This window comes from Streptococcus sp. 1055 (genome assembly GCF_013276815.1).
GTDB classification, from domain to species: domain Bacteria; phylum Bacillota; class Bacilli; order Lactobacillales; family Streptococcaceae; genus Streptococcus; species Streptococcus pseudopneumoniae.
In genome coordinates this window covers 1-25,524 of sequence record NZ_VMLT01000074.1, presented here as the reverse complement: position 1 = coordinate 25,524, position 25,524 = coordinate 1, and the positions used below count along the sequence as shown (strand labels likewise).

17 protein-coding genes and 3 pseudogenes are annotated in these 25,524 nt (G+C 38.2%); 1 reads left to right on the top strand and 19 read right to left on the bottom strand.

Annotated elements, in window-relative coordinates; all coding sequences use genetic code 11:
• Positions 1 to 187 precede the first annotated feature (187 nt).
• The 9 genes and pseudogenes from HT699_RS07190 to HT699_RS07150 all read right to left on the bottom strand — a co-directional run bounded on the left by HT699_RS07190 (position 188) and on the right by HT699_RS07150 (position 15,674).
• Positions 188 to 4,981 carry a S8 family serine peptidase gene (locus HT699_RS07190; protein WP_138707753.1) on the bottom strand — a complete coding sequence of 1,598 codons (4,794 nt, stop codon included), beginning with the start codon at positions 4,979 to 4,981 and terminating at the stop codon, positions 188 to 190.
• 469 nt (positions 4,982 to 5,450) lie between these two features.
• Positions 5,451 to 5,660 (bottom strand): annotated as a pseudogene (locus tag HT699_RS07185) (transposase domain-containing protein); the annotation flags it as partial.
• Between the two features lie 191 nt (positions 5,661 to 5,851).
• Positions 5,852 to 7,579, bottom strand: a complete 1,728-nt coding sequence (gene ezrA, locus HT699_RS07180) for a septation ring formation regulator EzrA (RefSeq protein ID WP_166731529.1) — start codon at positions 7,577 to 7,579, stop codon at positions 5,852 to 5,854.
• Positions 7,580 to 7,660: 81 nt separating this feature from the next.
• Complete coding sequence (gene gyrB, locus HT699_RS07175) at positions 7,661 to 9,607, bottom strand: DNA topoisomerase (ATP-hydrolyzing) subunit B (protein WP_000134037.1); 1,947 nt, start codon at positions 9,605 to 9,607, stop codon at positions 7,661 to 7,663.
• Between the two features lie 14 nt (positions 9,608 to 9,621).
• Complete coding sequence (locus tag HT699_RS07170) at positions 9,622 to 10,185, bottom strand: HAD family hydrolase (RefSeq protein ID WP_162498517.1); 564 nt, start codon at positions 10,183 to 10,185, stop codon at positions 9,622 to 9,624.
• 84 nt (positions 10,186 to 10,269) lie between these two features.
• A complete protein-coding gene (locus HT699_RS07165; RefSeq protein WP_000241398.1) occupies positions 10,270 to 10,824 on the bottom strand; it encodes a DJ-1 family glyoxalase III in 555 nt (184 codons plus the stop codon).
• 10 nt (positions 10,825 to 10,834) lie between these two features.
• Complete coding sequence (locus HT699_RS07160; RefSeq protein WP_138707885.1) at positions 10,835 to 12,058, bottom strand: FtsW/RodA/SpoVE family cell cycle protein; 1,224 nt, start codon at positions 12,056 to 12,058, stop codon at positions 10,835 to 10,837.
• A gap of 36 nt (positions 12,059 to 12,094) precedes the next feature.
• Positions 12,095 to 14,545 (bottom strand): bifunctional DnaQ family exonuclease/ATP-dependent helicase, encoded by a 2,451-nt coding sequence (locus HT699_RS07155; RefSeq protein ID WP_138707886.1) that lies wholly within the window; start codon positions 14,543 to 14,545, stop codon positions 12,095 to 12,097.
• 199 nt (positions 14,546 to 14,744) lie between these two features.
• A complete protein-coding gene (locus tag HT699_RS07150; protein ID WP_166731531.1) occupies positions 14,745 to 15,674 on the bottom strand; it encodes a peptidase U32 family protein in 930 nt (309 codons plus the stop codon).
• Positions 15,675 to 15,813: 139 nt separating this feature from the next.
• On the opposite strand from HT699_RS07150, the gene HT699_RS07145 reads away from it, so the two are divergent.
• Positions 15,814 to 16,101 (top strand): DUF3270 domain-containing protein, encoded by a 288-nt coding sequence (locus tag HT699_RS07145; RefSeq protein WP_023933508.1) that lies wholly within the window; start codon positions 15,814 to 15,816, stop codon positions 16,099 to 16,101.
• A 33-nt stretch (positions 16,102 to 16,134) separates the two neighbouring features.
• Here HT699_RS07145 and ciaH read toward each other — a convergent pair whose 3' ends face one another.
• The 10 genes and pseudogenes from ciaH to HT699_RS07095 form a co-directional block, all read right to left on the bottom strand.
• Positions 16,135 to 17,469 carry a two-component system sensor histidine kinase CiaH gene (ciaH, locus tag HT699_RS07140; RefSeq protein ID WP_000491790.1) on the bottom strand — a complete coding sequence of 445 codons (1,335 nt, stop codon included), beginning with the start codon at positions 17,467 to 17,469 and terminating at the stop codon, positions 16,135 to 16,137.
• A complete protein-coding gene (gene ciaR / locus HT699_RS07135; RefSeq protein ID WP_000590640.1) occupies positions 17,459 to 18,133 on the bottom strand; it encodes a two-component system response regulator CiaR in 675 nt (224 codons plus the stop codon). The genes ciaH and ciaR overlap by 11 nt, the downstream gene beginning before the upstream one ends.
• A 106-nt stretch (positions 18,134 to 18,239) precedes the next feature.
• A complete protein-coding gene (locus HT699_RS07130) occupies positions 18,240 to 20,786 on the bottom strand; it encodes a M1 family metallopeptidase (RefSeq protein WP_138706251.1) in 2,547 nt (848 codons plus the stop codon).
• 122 nt (positions 20,787 to 20,908) lie between these two features.
• Positions 20,909 to 21,349, bottom strand: a complete 441-nt coding sequence (locus HT699_RS07125; RefSeq protein WP_001812706.1) for an ASCH domain-containing protein — start codon at positions 21,347 to 21,349, stop codon at positions 20,909 to 20,911.
• Positions 21,324 to 22,182, bottom strand: a pseudogene (locus tag HT699_RS07120) (putative PEP-binding protein). Before HT699_RS07120 ends, HT699_RS07125 begins: the two are co-directional and overlap by 26 nt.
• Positions 22,183 to 22,223: 41 nt before the next feature.
• Positions 22,224 to 22,952 carry a GNAT family N-acetyltransferase gene (locus HT699_RS07115; protein WP_000418692.1) on the bottom strand — a complete coding sequence of 243 codons (729 nt, stop codon included), beginning with the start codon at positions 22,950 to 22,952 and terminating at the stop codon, positions 22,224 to 22,226.
• A 7-nt stretch (positions 22,953 to 22,959) separates the two neighbouring features.
• A pseudogene (locus HT699_RS07110) lies at positions 22,960 to 23,439 on the bottom strand (NUDIX hydrolase).
• Positions 23,440 to 23,448: 9 nt separating this feature from the next.
• Positions 23,449 to 24,147 carry a 3-oxoacyl-ACP reductase gene (locus HT699_RS07105; protein WP_000198454.1) on the bottom strand — a complete coding sequence of 233 codons (699 nt, stop codon included), beginning with the start codon at positions 24,145 to 24,147 and terminating at the stop codon, positions 23,449 to 23,451.
• A complete protein-coding gene (locus HT699_RS07100) occupies positions 24,140 to 24,376 on the bottom strand; it encodes a DUF2829 domain-containing protein (protein WP_000141913.1) in 237 nt (78 codons plus the stop codon). The genes HT699_RS07105 and HT699_RS07100 overlap by 8 nt, the downstream gene beginning before the upstream one ends.
• A gap of 99 nt (positions 24,377 to 24,475) precedes the next feature.
• Positions 24,476 to 25,402: an aldo/keto reductase family oxidoreductase gene (locus tag HT699_RS07095; RefSeq protein ID WP_001269443.1), complete on the bottom strand. Its 927-nt coding sequence runs from the start codon at positions 25,400 to 25,402 to the stop codon at positions 24,476 to 24,478.
• Positions 25,403 to 25,524: the final 122 nt, after the last annotated feature.

Below are 25,524 nucleotides of genomic sequence, written 5' to 3'. Positions count from 1 at the left end.
TTGAAACTAAGCAACTATACTATAATTTGAATCCTTTTGCTCACGATACTACTATAGAAATCAAGCATGAGTAAAACCAGTGGAACTTACCCTGACACGGAATTCCACTGGTTTTTATGATTTTTCTCAGACTAACTTCCAATTCTACTAGCGGTGGAACTTACTTTGGGAATTTAGCTTGTATTCTCTACTCACTTTTTGAAAAAGTTACAAGTCCAATAACTGACAACAAGAGAGAAATTCCAGAAATACTTAGCATAATAGAAATCATGTTATTCTCACCAGTGGCTGGTAACTGTTTTCCTTCTTTGATGACTGTAGCTAAAAGCACTTGTTGATCACTTCCAGCTAGTGTTTTATTCTCATGCTTAGCTTCTATATTGGAATGATGTATTGTAATTGATGTAGCTTTCTCAATTTTATCATTGCTAATTGAAGGCTTAATAGTTGAGACTTGTCTATTTTGACTTACTAATTTAACAGGTTGCACTTGAGAAACTGGCTTGATCGTTACAACTGGTTTAGCTGGAATAACTGGATTAACTGGTGCAACTGCTTTAGTTGGATCAACCGGCTTAACTGGTACAACTGGTTTGGTTGGGATCTCTACTTTATTAGCCTTAAGTTTTACAACCGTTTCTTTTAGAGCTTTGATTACTTCATTAATTTCTTCTTGACTAGCTTCTGCATTTTCCAAAAGTAGCTTAGCTTTGTTGAAAATAAGATGATATGCATCTTTCTCCTCTTTGCTAGCTGTCAAAAATCTTGGATCTTTTTCTTGGAACTTCACTTCATCCTCGATAACATTCTTTAGGCTCATAAAATCTGTTTCTTTCCCATTCAGCTGGTCTTGAGCTTGCAAGAAAGTGGTCAACAGACGGTCAATTTCATCTTGAGTTATCAAATCTTTTGTAATTAATAATGCCAAGAGTTTAAATTCACGATCATATTGACCTTTGCGTTCTTGATCAGAATTTATATATTTACCTTTTTTAACTGTCTCAGCATATGCTTTAATGGCATTCTTCAATGATGTGATATCAGATTCCTTACCATCCAATGTTTGCATAGCAGACTCTAAAGCCTTAACAATTTGGTCAATTTTATCTTGGTTAAGTTTACTTCCCAATGCTAGTTGCGCATCTTTGACACTTTGCTCAAACATCTCTTTTAAATTCTGTTTTGTATTATAATATCTTGGAGTTTTAACTACTTCCATTTGTTTATTTAAAGCTGCAATCAGAGCTAACTTAGAAACAACTGAAAGTGACAAAACATTATTTTTACCAAACAGAACTTTAAATGGTTGAAGATTATCAAGTAATTCATAACCGTTTGACAGATTTACAAGAACTTTATATTCACCAGTAACCACTTTCTTACCATAAGAATGTTTACCATATGTTTCAGCTGGCAAGACTTGACTCTGACCGTCTTCACCTACTAAAGTAATCATTGTAGTTCCAGGAACAGCTTGATTAAAGCCAACCGTTACTGGAGCATATTTCATTTTGTTAGCCAAGAAGGTAATAGTTTGAAAACTATTTTCTTTCGTTAAATCAAATTCCTTAGATAGAGCACTCACAAATTTCAACTCTGTACGATCATAGCTAAAAATTTCTGCAACATAATGCCCAAATTTCAAGAAATTAATATCTTTTGACTTATCAACGGTTACATATTGACCTTCGCTATTTTTAATGCGATAAACATAAGTTGTATCAATCTCATCATTGGTTTTATTGTTTAGTATAGCAATTTTTACACGACCACTATTTTCTTCACCTACAAGATCTTTGAGAGATATAAAATCTACATTTCCCGCAAAGTCTTCCACATAATAGAAGATTTTCGATTTATCAATGTTCTTAGGAAGTGTATAACTACCATCTTCATTTTGTTTGATAATCTGATACTGTTCGATTTCTGAATCTGCCGCCTCTCTATTTTCAGAAGGACGAATATAAAAGACTTTTTCTAGAAGAATTCCGCCATTTCCGACATCCTGAGGTTTACGAGCTATAAATTGTTCTTGATTTTTTTGAGAACGAATATATCCCGAAGTAATCAGAGGTTTTTGTGTATCGATTTGAATTTTAAATATTGTGTATTGTTCTTCAGCTCCAGGGACATCTGGCTTATAACTAATAACATAGTCATAAATTCCATCAGAGACTCGATTTCCATTAGAATCCTGTCCTCCCCAAGCTGTTTTATCTACAATGTAACTTCTTGGATTTCTAGTATCGCCATCAAAATAATTTTTCACAAGGTCTGTTGGACGACTTTGCCAAATAGGCTGACTGTGTGTTGTATCCGAAGAATCATAAACAGTTGCACGAAGATTTACCAAGTTTCTATAGACAAGAGTTTTAAATTGAACAGAATCTTTATTACCATCATCGTTCGGCGAGATAGCAAGGCGAACATTACCCTTTTCATCTAATTGAAGATGGTATTTTCCTTCATCATCTTGTTTCACTCCGAGTACAGTCACTCGATTTCCTTGACGCTCTGCTTTTAAAACATTTACATCATTTTCAGAACTTGTTAAATAAGTTGCATCGTCTGAAGGTGAAATTCCTGGATTATCTTTATCAATTTCAGAGTAAAATCCACTGTTTCCTTCCTTAATCAATTGATAAATTGGTTTTTCAATTGCAGGTAGATTTTGGAATTCTCCCTTAAATCCCATAAATGGTAAACCAATAACAGAACCATCATCTGCAGGATTGACAAATCTAACAAATCCTTCTAGAAAATAACCATTTGGCATTATTTTGCTAAGTTCTTCAGTAAACTTACTTGTATCTACACTAACTGTTACTGTCTTCGTACTATGAGCTTTCACAGTTACTTCGGGCCAAACTGTTTCAGTTAGTTTTCGTGGACGGAGAGTGAATTTTCCTTCTTCAACTTCGTCCGTATTTGTATTTACAATCATCTTCAATGTTCGGTCTTTATCCGAAATATTATGAATTATAACTTCAAAGGTAAATTTATCACCAACATTACCAAGAGTAACACTTGGATAGTTATTTGCACCTGTTACAAATAAATCTGTACTTGTTGCCGCCATCGTGTCAACTACGCCAGCACCTTGGTGACGTGGAGAAGTATAGGCTCCAGTTTGTTTATTAAAATGTGGTTTTGCAGTAGACATAATTAAAGCTTTTACAATCTCTGAAATTTGACTAGCTGATAATTCAGGATGTTTCTTTGCTAAATATTCTTTGACTAATGCTGCGACACCAGCTACATGAGGGGCCGCCATACTTGTTCCACTTATACTTCCATAACTATTGTCGTTAAATGATGAATAGATATTTCCACCAGGTGCAGTAACATCTGGTTTCAATTGTCCATCTGTTGTAACTCCCCAACTTGAAAAATCTGACAATTGGTCTGCAACATCTGATTTACGATTATCCATCTTGTGATTAAAGACAATTTTATACTGACCAGACTTAAGAATTTCACCATAATATTTTGAAATAAAGACAGATGGGATTTTCTTAGCATCACCTGTAACAGACATACTAACATTTGCACCTTCAACGTTGTTATAAATTAAAACTCCAGCTGCACCGTGTTGAAGAGCATTTTTAATCTTATCAGAGAAATGGATTTTACCACGTTGAATCAGTGCTAACTTACCTCTTACATCAATATTAGCAAAATCTTCTTCACGACCAATACCCGTTGCTACATATTCGTATTCTTTCCCTTTTTCAAAATCTTTTTCTGTTTCAGGTCTATTAAAATCAAACTTACCATAATCAAGGGTAGCGTCATTTTCTAAACCTTTTACTTCAAAGACTTCAGTAGTTAGAATTTTATTATTAATCGAAGCAACAGAAATTGAATCTTCTACTGTAGAGGGATTTCCGACGAGACCATAATCAGGATTTTCTGCTAATGGTTGTGAAAAACCTCTACCGAAAGTATTGCTATTACCAGCAGCAATAACAACAGATACTCCTTTAGTGCGTGCTCTTTTTACTGCTTCAATAATATCTGAACCCGCATCTACAGTTGAACCCGCACCTGCACCCAAACTCATATTGATCACATCCGCACCTAACGCAACTGCGTCATCAACGGCTTTTACATAGAGGGCAGAGGCTGTAGTTTTATCTCTATCTGAAAAAACTCTCATAAACATAATTTGAGCTTCTGGCGCCACCCCATAAACCTTCTCAGAATTCGGGGCTTTATTAACTGGATTTCCAGCTACAATACCAGTAACGTGCATTCCATGAGACTCTTTTTCAGCCTCTTTTATATTATCAGTTCCATCAAAGTAATCATAAGCATATACTACCTTGTCACTGTACCATTTTCCATAGTCAATACCGGCAGCTTTTTTAGCTTTTTCGATATCATCCTGATTTTTAAATTTCGCCTTTGACGGATCAGAAATACGCAGAACTTCATGATTCAAATCAAGGCCTGAATCTATAACAGCGACTACAGTTCCTTGCCCTTTGTGTCCTGCTTCCCATGTTTTAGGGATAGTAATCATTTCATTACTGGAGATACTATTTGGCTTTTCTTTATGTCCACTTTGAGATAACGACTGTGATTGTGAACTTTCGGAAGAAGAACTTCTTTCTACTGCTGATTCTTCCTTCTTCTCTTCACTTTTTATAGCAGTCTTTTCTTTCTGTGTGATTACATTCTTGTCTGACTTATTATCTCTATATTCTATAGAATCATCTTGTTTTACTGACGCTGTCGCTTCTGTTTTTTCCTTTGAAGAAGAATCTAGAGCATTCTTGTCAGCCGTGACTGACGGTGCGAGCTTATTTGAATCATCTAATTTATTAATTATTACTGCATGTGTAACTTGATTGGATGTTTCAAATTTCCCCTCAGCAGCACTAACCTGTACTAAAGCAAATCTGCATGCAAAGACCGATAGCAGAAAAATCGTTGCTATTTGGTACTTTTTATGACAAAAATCTTTGCAGTCTCCCATAAAATCACTCCTTTTTATTTAAATTAAAAGTATTATATCCTAAATTATCTGAAAATTCTATCAAAAACTTTTTTTGTAACAAAATTGTAATATTAATCACTCTTCTCATGTAATTTAAACATAAAGAAATTTAATCTCGATTAATACAAGACTAAATTTCTTTATTAAATAATTACTTTCCATTCAATTACTCATTAAGCAAAAACCTTACTAATCACGGTCATAGAATAGTTCATGTGCTTTTATAGTAGATTGAAACTAGAATAGTACACCTCTACTTCTAAAACATTGTTAGAAATCGATTTGACTGTCCTGATCGATTTGTCCTATTCTTATTTCATTTTACTATAATCGTGAATTAAGCATTTCAGGAACTGTGACAAACGTAACCGTACAATAACGAAGTCTATTGAAAAATCTCCAGATTAGTGAACTTAGCGATAGTTCCTAATCTGGAGATTTCTTATTTTCACTTTTCTTGTACAACTTTAGTCCATGGTAAATAAGCCTCTAAAACCTCTTTGTTTACGAGAGTTTCCTCGTTTGGAAGACATTCTAGAAGATAGGATAGATATTTTTCACTATTTAGTTGATGACGTTTAGCTGTTTCCAACAAACTCATAATAATAGCTGTTGCTTTAGCTCCTTCAAAACTTTGAGAAAACAACCACCCTCGCTTTTTAAAATTTAGCTTAGGCTAAAAGAGTCCACTGGACTCTTTTACTCCGTCCCATTTTAGCGTGACTACCACGCTTTGTTCTATCTTTCTTCATATTTAAATAATATCAAAACCAAGCATTAATTTCAATGATAAATAAGTAAACTCATAGCTTTTGAGTAAAGAAAAAAGCTTAGAATGAACTAAGCTTTTTAAAAACGAATCGTTTCACGTGTTTTCTCATATGAAGTAACAAAGCGATTGGTTACACCAGGCTCTGCCACTTCCAATGCTTGAGAAATCTTGTCAAATGAAGCGTGATAATCAAATTCTTTTTCAAAAATATCTAAAGCTTCGTTAAATGCTTCTTGAATGCGTTCATCAAATGAGCGATAGCGGTTAGAATATTGCAAGAGTTGCTCTGTTAAGGTTGCATATTGTACAATATTATAAGTTTCCATTTCTAAAGCTTCCATATCATTCGTTGCAATTTCAAGAACTCGGGTAACAGATTCAATGTTAATCATTTTCTGTTCTAACTCAACCATTAAATCCTCGGTATTATTGCTTGCCGTAAAGAATAATTTCAAGAAAGTTTGTGGAATACCTGGCAGATTGCGTTTTTCCATGTATCGCTTGATAGTATGGAGACGATTGACATAAACATTGGACTTTTGACGTGCATTGATATCATCTTTCTCAATTTGTGTCAGGCGCTCACTAACTGAAATTTGCTCATCTTCAATATCTTTTAGTTGAGTTTGTAAATCCTCAAGATTTTCTTCAAGAACTGAATAAGCTTGGGTTGGTTCTTCTTGATTTGAAGTTACCTCAACAATAGCTGCCTCAAAACTCTCTAATTCTGTCTGAATACGACGAACATGGCTTGCAGCTGTCTCAGGAAGTAAATAGGTCTTGCTCAAACGTGCAATATCTTCTCCCAATAAAGTATTATTCTCTTTCATATGTTGAAGGTAAGTTGGAAGAGTTGCAAGTAGATTTTCCACTACTTTCTGAGCAGCAATTTCTCGAGTAAAAATATCATACAAGGCATTGATTTCCTCTTGTGCCTGTCCATTCTCATATTCGGCATTATCCAATTCCAACTGGCAAATATTCTCTTGGTTTTTCTTGAATGCTTCATAAAGCAAGTGGAAACGCGCTTCAATATCCGTTTCAACAAAATGATAATTAGCATCTAAGAGCTTACGATAACCATCTTCTAAATCTTCTAGTTGATCTGGTAGCTCTTTAGATAATGTTGTTACAATTGCTGGTATACGATCAACGATATGTGTCAAAGCCAAGATATGATTTTCAGCATTATCCAAAATCACTGCGGCTTCCACAGGGTCACCCGATGAATTCAAGGTTACAAATTGTGAAAATTCAGATTGGATATTTTCTAATTGTTTTTCAATTTCATCCAAGGCTTGACCATACTGTTCTGAATTTTCAGCAACTCTATGCTGAAGTTCCTCAAATAAATCCAAAGCATGAAGAACACGACCACTATTTTTAGATTCTTGCTTCTCTAAGTCTGCCAAAGCATTGCGAATTGCCGCAATATCTTCTTCAATCAAAGTAATTTGACTCTCAATTTGGTCAATTTGATGACTGGCCTTGAGAAAACGAAATGAATGGTTATAGCCTTCTGCTTCAAAGAGATTATTTTCAATATCGGCAAAAGAGTTGAGAGATAAATCGACCCATTTTTGATTCCATTCACGGAAAGCCACTTGACTTTGTCCAATCAAGTGCATATTTTTTACAGCTTCTACTTCATCATTTACTGGAAGATTGTATAGTTCTTCTTTTCTTTCTTCTAGCGCCTCTAATCTCCCCTCGTTTCGCTTACGTAGAAAGATTGCCACTACATAAGCCAGAACTAAAATGACTGCAATTGCAACCATTAAATAAATTAGTTGTCCATTAGACATATCAAACTCCTTTTTTACTTGAAACAATCGTAACGATTATATCATATTTTTTAGACCAAGGGAACTACTTCTCCCTATTTTTTAGACATCAAGTGTACTATAGACAGCATTTTCTTCGATAAACTCACGACGAGGCTCTACTCGATCCCCCATCAACATATCAAAGATTTTATCTGCTTCTGCAGCATCATCTACAGAAACTCTAGCCATCAAGCGATGTTCGGGATCCATGGTTGTTTCCCACAGCTGATGATCGTCCATTTCACCTAGCCCCTTATAACGCTGAATAGTCGGTTTGGTACGACCTTCACTATAACGGGCTAAAGCTTCTTGGAGTTTGATTTCTTGATCTGCACCCGGCTGGATATATTCTTTAATCTCGCTTCCAACCTTGACACCATAGATTGGTGGTTGGGCAATATAAACATAACCAGCTTCTAGGATTGGTTTCATATAACGATAAATCAAGGTTAAAAGAAGGGTACGAATATGGGCTCCATCGACATCGGCATCGGTCATCAAAACGAGTTTTTGGTAACGGGCTTTCGAAACATCAAATTCTGCGCCAAATCCTGTTCCCATGGCTGTGAAAAGACTACGAATTTCTTCGTTAGCTAGAATCTTATCCATACTTGCTTTTTCAACGTTCAAAATCTTACCGCGAATTGGAAGGATAGCCTGAAACTCACGGTTACGACCAGATTTGGCTGATCCACCAGCTGAGTCTCCTTCGACGATGAAGAGTTCTGTTTCAGCAGGATTGTTAGAAGAACAGTCTGCTAGTTTCCCTGGAAGGTTGGAAATTTCCAAACCAGATTTTTTACGAGTGACTTCACGCGCACGCTTGGCAGCCACACGAGCCTTGGCAGCCAAAATCCCTTTTTCCACGATACGCTTGGCAATCTGTGGATTTTCCATGAGGAAATCGGAGAAGGCTTCACTGAAGAGGCGATTGGTAATCTTGACCACTTCGCTATTTCCCAATTTGGTCTTGGTTTGTCCTTCAAACTGTGGATTTGGGTGTTTAACTGAGATAACTGCAGTTAATCCTTCGCGGACATCTTCCCCAGTTAAATTATCTTCATTGTCTTTCAGTAACTTATTCTTACGAGCATAATCGTTGATAACACGTGTCAAGGCTGTACGGAAACCTTGTTCATGCGTTCCACCTTCATGGGTATGAATATTATTGGCGAAACTCATGACATTTTCATGGTAACCAGTTGTGTACTGCATGGCTACCTCAACTGTGATATCATCCATCTCACCGTCTGTATAGATTGGTGTATCAAAGATTACATCCTTGTTCTCGTTGATATATTCAACGTAACTAGCAATCCCACCTTCATAATGATAATGCTTGGTTTGTTCCAAACCTTCACGCTTATCTGTAATTGAAATTTGAAGACCGCGATTTAGAAAGGCCAACTCTTGAATCCGTTTATTTAATTTATCAAAATCAAAGATTGTTGTTTCAGTGAAGATTTTTGGGTCCGGTGTGAAGTGAACAGTTGTTCCTGTTTTATCCGTATCTCCAACTATTTCAAGATCTGCGACAACATGACCACGACGGTATTCTTGGTAATGAATCTTACCGTTTTTATGGACATGAACGTCTAATTGAGTGGAAAGGGCATTAACTACTGACGACCCCACCCCGTGAAGACCACCTGAAACCTTGTATCCACCACCGCCGAACTTTCCTCCAGCATGAAGGACTGTAAAGACGGTCTCAACAGCAGGACGGCCTGTTTTTTCCTGAATATCGACTGGGATACCACGCCCATCATCCACAACAGTAATCGAATCATCTGGCTCAATAAAAACTTGAATATGGCTGGCAAATCCTGCCAAGGCCTCGTCAATTGAGTTATCAACAATTTCCCAGACTAGATGGTGAAGACCTTCTTTTGAGGTTGATCCAATGTACATCCCTGGACGCATACGAACAGCCTCTAAGCCCTCTAAAACTTGAATTTGACTGGCATCATAATCCTGTGCCTGCAGATTTTTGATTTCTTCTGTCATCTTATTCCTTTTTCTTATATGTCTAATACTTGTCTTAAATTCACGATACTGGTAAACAAGTGGGTATCAAGTCCTGCAGCTTGACCTGCTTCGATATCAATCGGCCGATCACCAATGACAAGACCAGAGCTAATCTGATACTTTTCTCTTAAATAAAGCATGGATTCGGGATTTGGCTTTCTCTTAAAGCCTGAGCTAGAAGTCACCACTTCTGTAAAATAAGCTGCTATAGAGGTTTTTTCTAAAATTTCCAAAACCTGATCATTTCGATGAGAGACCAAAAAATGACGGCCACCTTGATTTAAAATGTCTTCCAATAGGTCAGAAACTCCTTCAAATAAAATCGGGTGTTCAAGCTCTCTGGCTTCATTTTCCTTGTACTTTTCTAAAAAATTCTCTAAATTGGGAGCGAATGTCTCAATCGCAAAAGGAGTAGAAACCTTTAAAGCTTGATAGACACTGTCATAGTCTTGTGTGATACCATACAGTGCCAATGTTTCAACAAATGCAGCTGTTGAAGTTTCATAATTATCCAGTAAAGTTCCACCTAAATCCCAGATGTAATCGTGATATTTCATACCCTTCATTATAGCATTTTTTTATGAAAAAAGCGATGATTTCCCTGAGTTTTCCACATAAAAAACGAGAGAATAACTCCCGTTTTACTGATTTTTACCAAAGACATCTCGATAGAGCATTCCTGTTCGTAAACTCTCTGCGTCCCCTCCTAGTTGCTCCACCAACTCGTAGGCAAAGGCAAGGGCTGTTGAAGGACCCCGACTGGTTGTCAACTGACCATCTACCACTACTGTTTCCTTGACGTAGTGACCATCAAGGATTTGCTCTTGAACACCGTCATAACAAGTGTATCGCTTATTTTTCAATATCTCTGCTTGATTGAGGGCAATTGGTGCCGCACAAATGGCTGCTAGTTTCTTCCCTTCTTGCTCGAAGCTTTGCAATTCTTGAATCAAGGTCTGATTATCACGTAAATGTGCAGAACCAGGCATACCTCCAGGAAGAACAATCATATCATAGTCTGATAAATCTCCATCAAAGACATGATCTGCTCTTACTTGGATTGCATGCGAACCCGTTACTTGCTCTTCAAAACCAACCATATCACATGTGATATTGGCTCGACGCAAGACATCTACAACTGTCAAGGCTTCAATTTCTTCAAAGCCCTGAGCTAACATAACTGCTACTTTTACCATGATTTTCTCCTTATTTAATTTGTTTTAATACAACCTTTTTCCGTTTGAATGGGACTTTTCCGCTCTTTTCTTCAGCTAGATTAGTCTGGTAACTCATCGATAAAAGCAAACCAACACCAATCAGATTACTGATAATAGCTGATCCCCCTTGCGAAATGAAAGGCAGTGGAATCCCGGTCAAAGGAAGCAAGCCCGTTACAGCACCGATATTTTCAAAAATGTGGAAGAGCAACATCATAATCAAACCAGTGGAAATATAGGTGTAGAACTGGTTATTTGATTTGAGAGTAATCTTCAACATACGGTAAATCAACATGAGGTAAAGGACAATAACCAGGACAGAGCCAATAAAGCCAAAATCTTCTGCAATGACCGTGAAAATCATATCTGACTCACGAACTGGAATAAGCAGATTTGAAGTATTAAAACCTTGGCCGAATAAGCCACCACTCCCAATAGCAATCTGCCCTTGAGCCTGCTGGTAAGTCGTTGTTTGGGCAAACTCAAAGGGATTGAGCCAAGCCAGAATCCGATTAATTTGGTAGGTCGGCATTCCAATCTGGTGAAGAAAAGCTCGTCCGTCCTTGCTAATAAAGATAGCTAAGAAACCAGCAACTCCTGTTACAGCAGTCACAAATACTGGGATAATAATTTTCCAAGAAACCCCTGATAATAAAACGATTCCTGAGAAAATAGCTACAAAAACCAAAGCCGTCCCCAAGTCACTTTGAAGTGCTAAAAGAACTAGGACTGGAATGGTAAAGAGAATCATCCAGAAAATTAACAAAAAGTCCAGCGGAACCGTGCGTCTCCATTCCTTATGTTTCTTTGTAAATTGGACAATAACACGAGCCAACATGAGGATATAGGATATCTTCATAAATTCTGACGGTTGGAACAAGGTGATGCCATTTACCGATACCCAGTTTTTGGCACCCGTTGATGCAACTAAGCTTGGATTATAAAAGACAATCGGCAAGACCATGAGTCCCAAGCCTAAAATATATAGAAAGGGGGTCACCTTCCAAAGAAATTCAGTATTAAAGAGCATGACCACAAAACCAATCACAAGCCCCAAGGCAATCCATGCGACCTGCTGCCCTAAAATGGGCAGAATATTGTTTGGATAATCATGACTAACGGCTATATAAATAGCCACCACGCCAATAACCAGTAGAAAAAACACTGGCAAGAGCAAACTGTAATCAACTCTTGAGTCGAGAGAACGTTTCATATATACTAACCTTATACTTTCATACAATACTATTTATCAAAGTTCATTAAAAAATCTATCAATAGCCTCGTCAACTTCGGATCGAGAGACGGTTTTAACAGTCGCTTCTTTTGCTAGAGAAGTCACTATTTGCTTACCATATCGTTTTCCGACAATTCTCCTATCCAAAATAAGAGTTAAAGAACGTTGGTGTTCGCGTCTCATACTTCTTCCCAAAGCCTGTTTTAAACGAATAATGGCCATTGGCAATTGATAATCATAAAAGGCATTTTTCCCTTCTTGAATTAGTTCCTGATTGATCTTTTTCGTCAAGGGCTCTTGGGGATTTTGGAAAGGAAGTCTTGGTACAACTTGAATCACAAAAGGATGACTTGAAAAATCAACTCCCTCCCAGAAACTTGCTGCACCAAGCAAGATTTGTTGTTCTCCTTTTTCAAAGCGCTTCTTTAGCTGATGAACATCCCCATTTTTATACTGGGCCAGATGGCTTACAGGAAGTATGTCTGAAACTGCTAGAAGCATATCTTTAGCGGTAAAGAGAACCAAAATCGGTTGCTGGAAAGCTTGAATTTCCACTAGTAAATCAGCTACCTCTTTGGCATAGACTTCTAAGGAAGTTTCTGTCACCAGAGGGAAATCTTTGACCAAGACCACTTCTTGGTCCTGTTTTCTACGAGCTTCAATCTTGACAAATTTGGCTTCAGGATAGCCTAAAAGGTCGGCCAAAGAAACTCTCTGACTAATCTCAAGAGTAGCCGATACTCCCAAGACTTGACAACTCTCAGGTATTAAAGAGGACAGAAGAATACGGCCAGATTTTGTAGAAGAAATCTGAATTTTCTTTTGACTCGTTTCAGTTGCTTCAAGCCAGTAATCTCGGTCAGCTGTAAAATAGCGGACCAGCTCCTCAAAGCCTTCTACTTCTAATTCTAAAAAATACTGATGGAGATTGGCTAGAGAATCTAAGATATTTTTCCTAGATTTACCAGACTGAAATTGTTCTATCAAGTAGAAGCACTCAAAGCGAATACTTTCTAGTATTCGTTGCTGGACCTTATTTTGCTCCTCCAGTAAGGCCTTATCAACTAAATCAATAATATACTGGATATCGTAGGTCTCTTGAAGCAGATTTTCTAAAGCCAACAAAACTTTTTGAACTTCATCGATAATCAGTAAACGGTCACTGACAAATTCAGGATTATCTTCAAGTCTGGTTACAAGATAGGCATGATTGGTCACTAAAAGATTGCAGGTTTGTGCTCTTTCTTGACTACGTTTCCAAAAATCTTCCGTCACAAATAAGCTTTGGGATGATAAATTCCCATCATGACGAAGATCTGTTAGAAAATGTTGGTAACGGTAGAGTTGACCAATTTCATCCAAATCTCCTGTCTCTGTCTCTGTCAGCCAGACCAAGACTTGCATTTTAAAGCGTCTAAATAAGCGATTTTCATCATTTTCCTGCAAGGAACGATAAAAGGCATCCAACTTCAGATAATTTTGAGGCCCCTTTAAACTATGAATATCTATATGGAACACTTCCTTGAGACGTTTACCTTCTTCTTCCATGATTTGATTTTGAAGAATCTTTGTCGGAACGCTAAGGACAATCTGATGCTCTTTGGCTTGAGATAAAGCGGGTAAGAGATAGCCATAAGTTTTCCCAATCCCAGTCGGCGCTTGAATTAATGATACAGGCTCATCTTTCAATAGCAAGCCAACCTCTTTAGCAAAATTTTCTTGCTCCTCCCTCACTTCAAGATTCAACAGAGAAATATTTTTAGAAAAATCTTGAGATAGTTTTCGTGACTCCATAGGATCTGCAGTTTTCTTGAAATACAGTCCTTGAACTTGGACCAAATCTGAAGAACTCAGAATAGATTGGCTGCGATAAATTTCTTCAATAACCAGGTAGGACTCATATAGGAGGGCGTCAGCCATTTCCAGCAAGCGTTCCAAGAGTCCTTTAGGAAGCTGGGTCATCTTTTCCCGTAAAAAAAGAAGTAATTCTGCTGTAGCTTGGGCATCTGAAAGGGCTGTGTGTGCGTGTTTAAGAGGAATTCCTAATTCTCGGCACAATATCGGCAAACTATATTTTTCCAGTTCAGGGAAAAAGACCTGAGCCAATTCGACCGTATCAACACGAGGATTTCTTAGCTCATAACCTTCAAAAAATAAATTTTCCGCCAAAAGATTGGCATCAAACTGAACATTGTGGGCTACAAAAATCCCATCCTCTACCAAGTCAAAGATTTTTCTAGCAACTTGCGAAAAATCAGGTGCTTGCGCCAGACGTTGGTCTGTCAATCCTGTCAGTTCTTTGATATGAGCATCCAAGGGTTCATGTGGATTGACATCCGTCGTATAGTGATCAACGATTTTTCCGTCCTCAATCACGACAATTCCCACTTGGATAATTTTAGCCTTACTACCTGTGCTAGTTGCCTCTAAATCCACCACAACATAGCGATTACCAATCGTTTTCATTATAAAAAATTATACCAAAAAAAGGGCCATTTGGCACCTGCAAACATGTGATAATTTTCAAACTCAAGAAGGTTACTTGTGTTAAAAATCCCAGCAAACAGAGCATCCTAGCCTGCTGATTTTTTTGAAAATATTGGAGAATAAGAAAAATTGAGAGAAGAAATATTTGCATCTTCCTTCTCTCAACGAATCATGTATTTTATCTAACCATGTCAGGATCGTAATCATAAAATCCTGTATCAAGGAAACGGTTTTTAGGATGTAACTTGCGCACTTCTTCATCCAGCAAGAAGGCTTGGTCATGACTAAAGTTGCCCTCTTGGATCAAGCTACGCGCTTGGATAAAGAGTTTTGCAATCTCAACAAAGTTCTGACCAGGTGTATAGAGACCTTCTAATTTCCAGTGAGTAAAGCCATGCTCCACCAATTCTGTTAATTTGATCATCAAATCAAGGTCATTGTTGGCAAAGATATGGGTCCCATGATTATCTTCAAAAATGGAATAGTGGCTCTCTGGATCACTTGGCTCAGCCAAGAAGAGGTCACGTTTATGCGTCTTTTCATCATCGATATGTGTAAAGTTATAGTAGTTTTGCAAGAGTGGACGTTTAGAATGATGGATGACGCTAGCACCGTAAACCAAAACTTCAGCAGGAATTTCCAAAATCTCTGGCATTTTGAAAAGTTCAGCTGATGGAATTTCACGCGCCAAAACAGCCTCAGATGCGCCAGCCTTTTGTCCCCAGAAGTTAATCTGACGACTGCTAGTTACCATGGTTGAAGCATCGTAGATGGTCTTAAATGAATAACCATCGCGGTTAACTACGTAAAAGACGCCTGCATCCCCAATCGTAATATAGTCTGTCTTGATTTCTTCCAAGAAGTCTAAGAAAGGCTTGATACGGTCCATCATATCTTGGTGCATGAGAGCATTGACCGCAACGAGCAATTCCTTACCAGCATCATGAACCAACTTAGCGATTTCACGCAATTGGTCATGACTAAAGGTTGTTGGCAGACGAAGGCCAAAATCTTTCTCACCGACATAGATACGGTCTACGCCAGCTTCGAGTAGTTGTTCGACTTGTTCAATACTTTCAGCAGTTGCTGTAATGATAATCTTTTCCATAGGAAAAACTATACCACATTTCTAGCAAATCAGCCATGCTTTGAAAATGAAAAGGGACTTTATTCTTTTTGTAACCTTTCTGTAATAATTCTCTGCCGAAAAAATGATAAAATAGGTATGTACTGTTAAGGAGAGAATCATGCCCGTAAGAAAATTACAATCCTATGAGGTAGACTATCAAGAAGAATTAAACCAGCAACTTCCTCATTATCAAGCTTATGCACCTGAAGCACAAGCTGATAGCAATCTCAAAGAAATTTTATTTTTTGTTAATATCGCTGTTTTTTGTATCTGTATTGCTATCTTTAGTTTTATCTTTTTAGCATTAAAATTATCAACTGCTCTTGCCTTTGCCGCAGCAATCGGATCCAGCTTACTTGTTTTAAAAGTTCAACGGTCTATTATCAAACGAAAACGTAGAAAATAAATCCAAAATATCGCCCCAATTGGAGCGATATTTTTATTTTTTCTTTTTAGATGGTGTCTGAATGGCAATCTTCACTTCAAAGATTGTTCCCTTGGGTTTATTATCTTTGACAGTAACAGTTCCTTTTAGAGCATCTACAATTTGCTTGGCTAGGGATAATCCTAAACCAAAACCACCTTTTTGCCGGGTTCTAGCCTTGTCTACTCGATAAAAACGGTCAAAAATTTTCTTTTTATCTTCTGTCGAAATACCGATTCCATTATCAGAAACAAGTAAATAAAGATTGCGATCGGTCGCCGAGATAAGAAAATCAATTTCACCATCCTCCTCAGTATACTTGACGGCATTATCGAAAAGAATGGTCATCAGTTGTTTCAGAAGAAGCTGATCTGTGACAATTGTTCGATGGATACGATTTTCAAAACGGAAGACACGATTATTTTCCGAAGCAATCATCTCATAGTTTGTGAAAGTTGTATTAAAAAAGCTAGTTGGAACTTCTGCAAGCTCCGGCTTAATCCCATCATCTCTCCGAGCTAAGTTCAGCAAGCTTGTCGTTAAAAAACGCATATTTCGGACTTCTTCCAAACTCGATGCAATGCTTTCGCTCACATCCATAATGGTAGCTTCTGGCTTACGAAAAAGGGTCTCTAAGCGATTTTGCAAAACTGCGAGTGGAGTTCGTAACTCATGACTGGCATTTTCCACAAAAGACTGTTGCTTCTGCATACTCTCAAGCAGGGGCCTAACACTGACCCTAGCTAGATAGAGACTGGCAAGTAAAGACAAAATCCAGAAACTAGCCATCACGACCACAATCAATTGCTCATGCTTTTGACTAGCCTGCTCCAACTGACTGGTATTAATCAAGACAGCAGCATACTTGATATTGGTTGAAACCGAACTAATATTGGTCTCCATCAAAATCACACGATAGATTTCTTCCTGCCCATAGCTATTAAAAACCTGAATCTGGTAGATATGTCCTAGTTCTTTCTTTTCTAACTTAATCTTATCCAAGCCCAAAAATCGATTTCCAGAAAGAAGTTGAGTAAAGTCTTTATCAAAGAGAATGACTTCCGTATTGGAACTGACATTAGGTTTTATTTCTACTTTACTAGCGTCCGCCCTAGCATTTTCTAAATCTTTAATCTCTTCTGTTGCCCTATTTATAGCCAGCTGAATAACTGCTTGAGGATTTTCACTCAGTCCATGAAGCTTATCGTCCACCGAAGTATAAAGACTCGAATGCATGACTTGTAAAATAATCAGAGTCATTGTAGAAAAAATCAGGGTGAAGACACCGAAGTTGCGGATAAAATAACTAAAGTCATCCGCATACCATGTTTTTTTAAGTTTACTGAACATCTTTTAAAAGATACCCAACACTACGCAAGGTTTGCAAATTCTCTGCAAAAGTGGTTCCCTTTAATTTCTTACGGACTTTTGAAACATAGACTTCGACAACCGAAATCGTTGTATCACTATCAAATCCCCATAGACGGTCAAAAATCTGCGTCTTAGGCAAAATCACATTTTGATTTTGAAGGAAATAAACTAGTAAATCGAACTCTTTCCCCAGCAATTCGACAGGAGTATCTTCAACTTTAACGGTATTGGTTGATAAATTAACCACGATATTCCCATAAGTCAAGGTGTTTTCATTAAACTTACCTGAACGTTTGAGAAGGGCCTGAATCCGCATTTTGAGTTCTTCTAAGTAGAAAGGTTTGGTCAGATAATCATCTGCTCCCAGTTCAAATCCATGTCCCTTGTCATCCAAACTTTCCTTGGCAGTCATGATCAGAACTGGAGTCGTAATCCCCTTTTCACGCAATTCTTTCAAGACTTGGAAGCCATTTTTTTCTGGCAACATCAAATCCAGCAAAATCAAGTCATAGACACCACTTTCAGCTTCGTAGAGACCTTCTTCTCCATCAAATACCTGCATGACATCCGCAAAATCGTCTAAAAAGTCAAATACTGAATTTGACAGACCTAGGTCATCCTCAACCAATAAGATTTTTATCATGAGAAACTCCTCCTTATTAAAACCATTATACCAAATTTGCCTTAAAAAAAACTCAACTCTCTGCATTTTACATGAGATAGCTGAGTTTTCTTTTATTTAGTCTTAATTATTTAGTTCCGTATTGAAGAACGACTGCTTCCACTGCAGCTTTTTCACGGTTAATCAAGTCAACACGCGCTGCAATTTCCTTGATTCCCATACCGATGTTACGGCTAAGAGCAAGGTCAGAAAGTTGCGGTTCAAAGAATTCCTTGTACTCTGCCAAGCGTTGCTGAGTCTTAAATACATGAGCAGGAAGGATAACAAAGCTATCAAAGCTCATATCTCCTCCAAGGGCTGCCTTAATCCAAGCCCAGTTTTCACGCGCCCAAGACCAAGCTGTTTTCTGAGTTGCTTGATGAGCTAGGAATTGGTAATACCAAGCAGACAAGTCCTGTGGTTTCACCACAAATTTGTCCTTCCAAGCAGCAATCAAGGTTTGAATATTGTCCGCATCTTTACTATAGGCAAGAGCAGATGCCAACTGACGTTTAAAGACAGCATCTGTTGCATGAGTATAAGTATCAAGATAAAGTGCTAACAAGTCTTTAGTCTCATGATGTTTCATCTCATTGATCAGAACTTGTGAGCGAATAGCTGCTGGGAGTCCTGCAAGATTCTCCTTGTGTGTTGCAAAGATTTGGCTAGCGACTTGACTAGCTTCTGCATCATTTGAGCGAATCATCATCGAAACAGCCAGCTGACGAACCAATTCATCCTCATCTGATTCTCCGTCTTTAGCTTCAAAACCAAGACGGTCATAGTTATGACGAGCCAATTTAGCAACCAAGGCTTTGAAGGCTCTTTCAGCATCCGTTCCTTCATCAATAAAGCGCTCAAGGGCTGAAATCACTTGAGAAACAGCTGAAACCACCAGATAAGACTCTTCCTTAGCAAGTTTATCAAGAACTGGAAGCAAGTCAGCATAAGAAATGTGCCCTGCTTCAGCAAGCAAACGACGTTCTTGGACGATTTGCAATTTGCTTGTGTTATCAAGCTCAACTAGGTCAGCAAGAACAGCATCTAACAAGTCTCCTTGATAGTCTGTAATGTAGTGGGCTGTATTTTCTGTGTTGAGACGAAGTGCTGTTTTGTTTTCTGCAAGAAGAGCTGCGTAGCCAGGGATTTCGATACTTTCAGTTTCAAGTGTATCAGGCAAGCCTTTCCAGTTGCTATTGAGTGGCACAACCCAGAGACGGTTCTTATCTTCGTGCTCACCGATGAAGAATTGTTTTTGTGAAATCTTCAAAACATCATTTTCAACTTTGACAGTGAGAACTGGATAACCAGGTTGTTCCAACCAAGAATCCATGAAAGCTGCGACATCACGGCCAGATGCTTGACCAAGAGCATCCCAAAGGTCACGACCAATTGTATTGCTGTACTGATGTTTTTCAAAGTAGGCATGCAAACCTTTGGCAAAATCGGCATCACCTAGCCAACGACGAAGCATGTGCATGAGACGGCTTCCTTTGGCATAGACGATAGCGCCATCAAAGAGGGTATTGATTTCATCTGGGTGTTTGACTTCGACGTGAACAGACTGAACACCATCAGTCGCGTCACGTTCAAGAGCAAGAGGAACACCACCTGTTTGGAAATCTTCAAAGATATTCCAACTTGGCTCAATGGCATCCACACAGACGTATTCCATCATGTTAGCGAAGCTTTCATTGAGCCAAAGGTCATCCCACCATTTCATAGTAACAAGGTTACCAAACCATTGGTGAGCCAATTCATGGGCCACAACAAGGGCAACTTGTTGACGGCTGGCAAAAGTAGAGTTCTCATCCACAACCAAGTAAACTTCACGGTAGGTCACAAGACCCCAGTTTTCCATAGCTCCAGCTGAGAAGTCAGGAAGGGCGATATGGAGAGATTGAGGGATTGGATACTTGACTCCGTAGTAATCTTCGTAAAACTCGATAGAGCGAACGGCAATGTCCAAAGAGAAATCAAGGTTAGAAAGTGGATGTGCTTTGGTAGAGTATACACCAACGAGGGTACCATTCTTAGTTTTAGTGGTCCCCCCTTGCAAATCACCAGCAACAAAGGCCAACAAGTAAGAAGACATGCGAGGTGTTGTCTCAAACTTCCAGATACCTGTTTCCTTACGGTTTTCAACATCGATTTCTGGCATGTTTGACAAGGCCAATTCACCTTCTGCTTGGTCAAAGCGAAGAGAGAGGTCAAAAGTTGCTTTGGCTTCAGGCTCATCCACACATGGGAAAGCTTCGCGCGCAAAATGGCTCTCGAACTGAGTAGACAAGACCTCCTTCTTGACTCCATCAACTGTATAATAAGAAGGGTAAATCCCTGTCATGTTGTCTGTAATTTTACCAGAAAAGGCAAGAACCAATTCAACTTGACCAGCCTCAGCCAATTCGATATGAAGGGCTTCATTGTCATGGTCAACTGTAAATGGACGAGCTTGACCTGCAACTTCTACAGAGGTGATTTCCAAATCTTTTTGGTGGAGGGAGATGCGGTCACTCTGTGCTTGACCAGTGATGGTCACTTTCCCAGAAAAAGTCTTGGTCTCACGACTCAAATCTAAAAATAAATCATAATGTTCAGGAACAAATTGCTTAATAAAATGTTCAACTGCTTGCATAGTTTTCTCCTATTCTAAGTTTAAGAGCTGCTGCTCTTCTTCAAACAAACTTATTATATCATATTTTGCTTGAGAAAAAAGGATTGGACAGCGATTTCCAAAACTTTCTTCCTTCTAATAGTCTACAGTGGGTAGACCTTGCGAAATTCTTCTAAAACAACCTTGCTTTCAGGTGTAAAAGTCAATCCTGCTTCACCCAAGCAGTCTCTGAAAAAATCCTCATGAACCTGGCGCCAATAGACAAGTGTCTTGTTTCCCTCACCTTCCTTATAGGCATGGTCAGCTGACACTCGATTGAAGGGTTTAACAGAAACCTTTGTAATTTCGACAATGCAGACAGCCTGATTTTGACTATCTAAAATGACATCGAAGGTCCCTACTTGGGGAAGTGGTTCGTCTTCTAGTACATAGAGGTCATAGGCTGATGCTGTTGCTGTCTTTTCTCCTTTAAACACCAAATCCGCTAAAAGGTCTGGTTCAACTCCAAAAGCCCAGGCATCGATTTCATCTCCGATAGAAGGATTGATTTGTTTGTATTTATTCCACATTTCTTGCGGTATCATGGGTACTCCTTTGTAATTTTTTACTTTCTTCTTTTATGTGTTTTAAGATGATCTGGATGGTCAATCTCTAAATCAAAAATCTCTGGAATAGAACTGTAGTGGATAATGCACTTGATACCCAACTGATTCATTTTTTGTATGAAAGAAGTATTCAGATAGCCTGCTACAGCAAAATCAATCTTGTTCTTTCTTGCTTTATCCTGCATATCTAACATTATTGGACTTTCCATATCATGCCATTGACTGTTTCTCATAGTCGCAAAAACAAAGGAAGTCAAATCATTCATTCCAACTACAATCTTTGAAATGCCCGTTTCCAGTATCCTATCCAAGTCAAAATACGCTGACGGTAATTCAATCATCGTTCCGACTTTCCCAGTAAAGCCATACTGACGCAATACTGTAATAGCTTGTTTTAATTGGTCGGCATCATTGACAAAAGGAAAGATAAGAGATAGATTGGGATTGGTTTGATAAACTTCTGTAACGACATGTGCTTCAGCCTGAAATTCATCCAAACACGCCAGTAAACGCCTGGTTCCTCTATAGCCAAACAAGGGATGCCCTTCGTCAAAAAACTCTCTAGTCCCCACTAAACAATTGGCTTCTGTATTCGTTAATTCAGAAAAACGATACCAAACTTACTTATCTAAGTAAAAGGAGCAAATAGTATCAAGATAATCTTTTACAAATTGCTGACAACTTGCTAATATGATGTTTTGATTAAGCTCTCTCAATAAGTATTCCCCACGAATCATGCCGACGTGGTGAAATAGTTGAGGATAAATTTTTTCAAGAATTTTTTCGCCACTAAGGGCAAGTTGATTTCTCATAGTCATTCACCTCGTCTTAAAAGATACAATATCATATATAATTATATCAAAATTTCCTCTAGTTCAAAAGCTTCATAAGGTTCAGATAACTCATATCCTAAAAATTCTGCTACTTTTTTGGAAGCCTCATTATGAGCATCCCAAAGTGGAAACATATCTCTATTTAAACTCTCTAGAATCATTGCAGCACCAAGCTTTTTAGCAAATCCATTTCCTTGTTCGTTTGGTCTAGTTGCAACTTCCACTTCAACTGCTTTACGGTAAACTAACCCTGAGGAAATCCCAGCAATCAGTTCATTATTTTTAAGAATCACAAAGCCAAATCCACCTTTTAAAACAAAATCCTGATAGGACTCAAAATCTCCCTGTAAATCCTGTGACCATTCTTCCGTAGAAAAGCAGTTATAAATATGATTATCAATAGGCACAATATTGTAACCTTCCTCTAAATGAGTAACTAGATTATTTAAAAATTCAACTTGAAAATTTGCCTTATCTTTAAAAGAATAGCGAGTAAAAGAATTTAGCCCCACTTTTCGATGCAGAAAATCTTGCCAATTAGTATTTTCTGAAATAATAATCTTATAATCTAAACCATATTTTCTAACAAAATCTTCCCAAAATCTGGAATCCAACTCCCCTGCTAGGTATAGAAAATTCCCAACATCATAAAAGCTTGTTGTCCTATCATTGTTTCGGTAGACAGTTCCAATTTGAGATTTAAGACCATAGAGAACCATATTTTTCTTCCATGTTTTAAATAGTTCCATTATCCCTCTACTTCACCTTCCAATTCATGTAAGAAGTCTTGTCCAGTTCTGGAAGTCCTAATAATTCAGACTTAACCTTCAAGACTAATGGCGATACATTTTCTTCTGTAATCTCTTGAATATCCATCCAAATATATCCAAGTGAATCATTCGCACCATCAGACACAGCTTCCGAAGTCGTAACTTGAGGTGCACTCTCATTCATTTCTACATCATACAAAGCCATGACATGGTGAACTATAAAATTTTTTAACTCTTCCCTGACGAAAATATCGTAGATTCGAGGATTAGAGTAGCTTCTAACAGTAAATCCCGTCTCTTCCATAACTTCTCTAGTCAGCGTTTCCGTCAGTCCTTCACCAAGTTGCTGACTGCCTCCAGGTAGATCCTACCGATGTTGATAAGGGCCTCTCGTTTTTTCAATGCAGAGTAACTTCCCATTTTCTAAGCAAACAGCGTAGACTGCAAAGTGTCTTTTGATTTCCATCAGATCCTCCTACTTCAAAGACCAGCCGCCATCTATTGTCAAGATTTGTCCTTGCATGGCGCTTGCTTTTCCACTAGCTAAGCAAAGGCTAAGCTCTGCTATTTCCTCTGGTTCAATCCAGCGCTTGATTGGTGTTTCACTAGCCACCCAGTCAGCTAAGCCTCCTGGCTCAAAATCCGCAGCGGTCATAGCCGTCTTGACTGCTCCTGGAGCGATACCAAAGACCTGAATCCCAGCTTCTGCATAATCTAGAGCCAACTGCTTGGTAAATCCAGCCAAGGCATGCTTAGATGAAGTATAGGCGTGACCACCTCCACCTGCTAGGCTAGAAGCAATGGAGCACATATTGATAATGATTCCTTTTTTATTCTCTAGCATTTGTGTCAAATAATACCGAGTCAACTCTACTGGAGTAACGTAGTTGATTTCAAAAATCTCCTGAATTTCCTGCACTGATTGTTCCAACAGTGGTTTGTAATCATCCAAAACTCCAGCAGTATTGCACAAAACCTCAACCTGAGGACACCAGTCAAAAATAGGTTCCAAGTCCAAGGTCAAATCTCTCTGTAAAAAGTGAAAATCACCCTCTAAGAGTAGATTTTCACCTTGGTCAACTCCATAAACTTGATAGCCCTTCTCTAAAAAGAGTCGAGCCTGAGCCAGACCAATCCCTGAACTTACTCCCGTAATCAATACGCGTCTAGTCATGCACTTCTACCCAATCCGTCGCCAAAACATCACAAGGTGTCGGACTCCACATGGAAAAACCTTCTCCTTCGCCAGAAACGTTGATTAGGAAGTAGGGCGTCACTTCAAGTGCAACCCCATTTTGCTCGATAGTGTCAAAAAGTTGGACATAGTTTTCAGCACCTCCCCAACCAGTTCGTACATATTTTTTCTTAGCCTTTAACCCAGGCAGGATTTCTTCAAAAGTCATGTTATTCTCCTTTAAAATCAATAATTCTTCCCTTCATTATAACAAAAAAACCGCTTTGCAACGGCTTTTTGACTGTGATTTATTTACATCTGCTTCTACTTACGGCAAATTATTCCCTGCTGCAAGATAAATTTCATACCATTCTTTTCTTGTTAAGCTAAAGTTTGCCGCTTGGCTAACTTCTCTCAAGTGATTAGGATTTGTGGTACCTACGACTGCCTGCATTTTTGCTGGATAACGCAATATCCAAGAAATGGCAATAGTTGAAGGGGTTACTCCATATTTAATAGCTAAACGATCAAGTACTTGATTTAAAGCTTGAAATTTCTCATTTCCAACAAAATTCCCTTTAAAATACCCGAATTGTAAGACAGACCAGGCTTGAATGACCACATCGTGTAATTGGCAATATTCAAAAATGCTGCCATCTCGCATAGCTGCTTGACTATCTTCCATATTAACATGAAAACCTGATTCAAATCCTGGAGTAAAAGCCGCACTCAATTGCAGCTGATTAACAGCTAACGGCTGCTTGACATCTTTTTTAAGTAACTCCATCATCATAGGATTTTGATTAGAAACTCCAAAATCTCGAACCTTACCTTGTTTATAAAGGAGATCAAAGGCTTCTGCTACTTGGTCAGATTCCATCAAAGCATCTGGTCGATGAAGAAGCAAGCTATCTAGATGATCAATCTTCAATCTTTGCAAAATACCGTCAACTGATTTTATAATATAGTCCTTAGAAAAATCAAAATAGGTAAATTCTTCAATGCGAATGCCACATTTGGACTGAATCCACATCTTTTCTCTTAAATCTGGACGATTTTTTAGGACAAGACCTAGCAGTTCTTCACAACGACCACGACCATAAATATCAGCCAAGTCGAAAGCATTGATTCCAACAGAAAGTGCTGTTTCTACAAGCTCTTCAACTTCTTTTACAGACTTATCTTCTATTCTCATCATTCCGAGAACAATTTCTGATAATTCTTTGTCATCTTGACCAAGAGTTATGTATCTCATCAAATTTTTCTCCTTTAATTCTACATTCTTCATTTAATTATAACAAAAAACCGCTTTGCAACGGCTTTTTGACTATATTTCACTCCATTTTATCTTCTTAAACCCGGGACTTTGACAGTTGT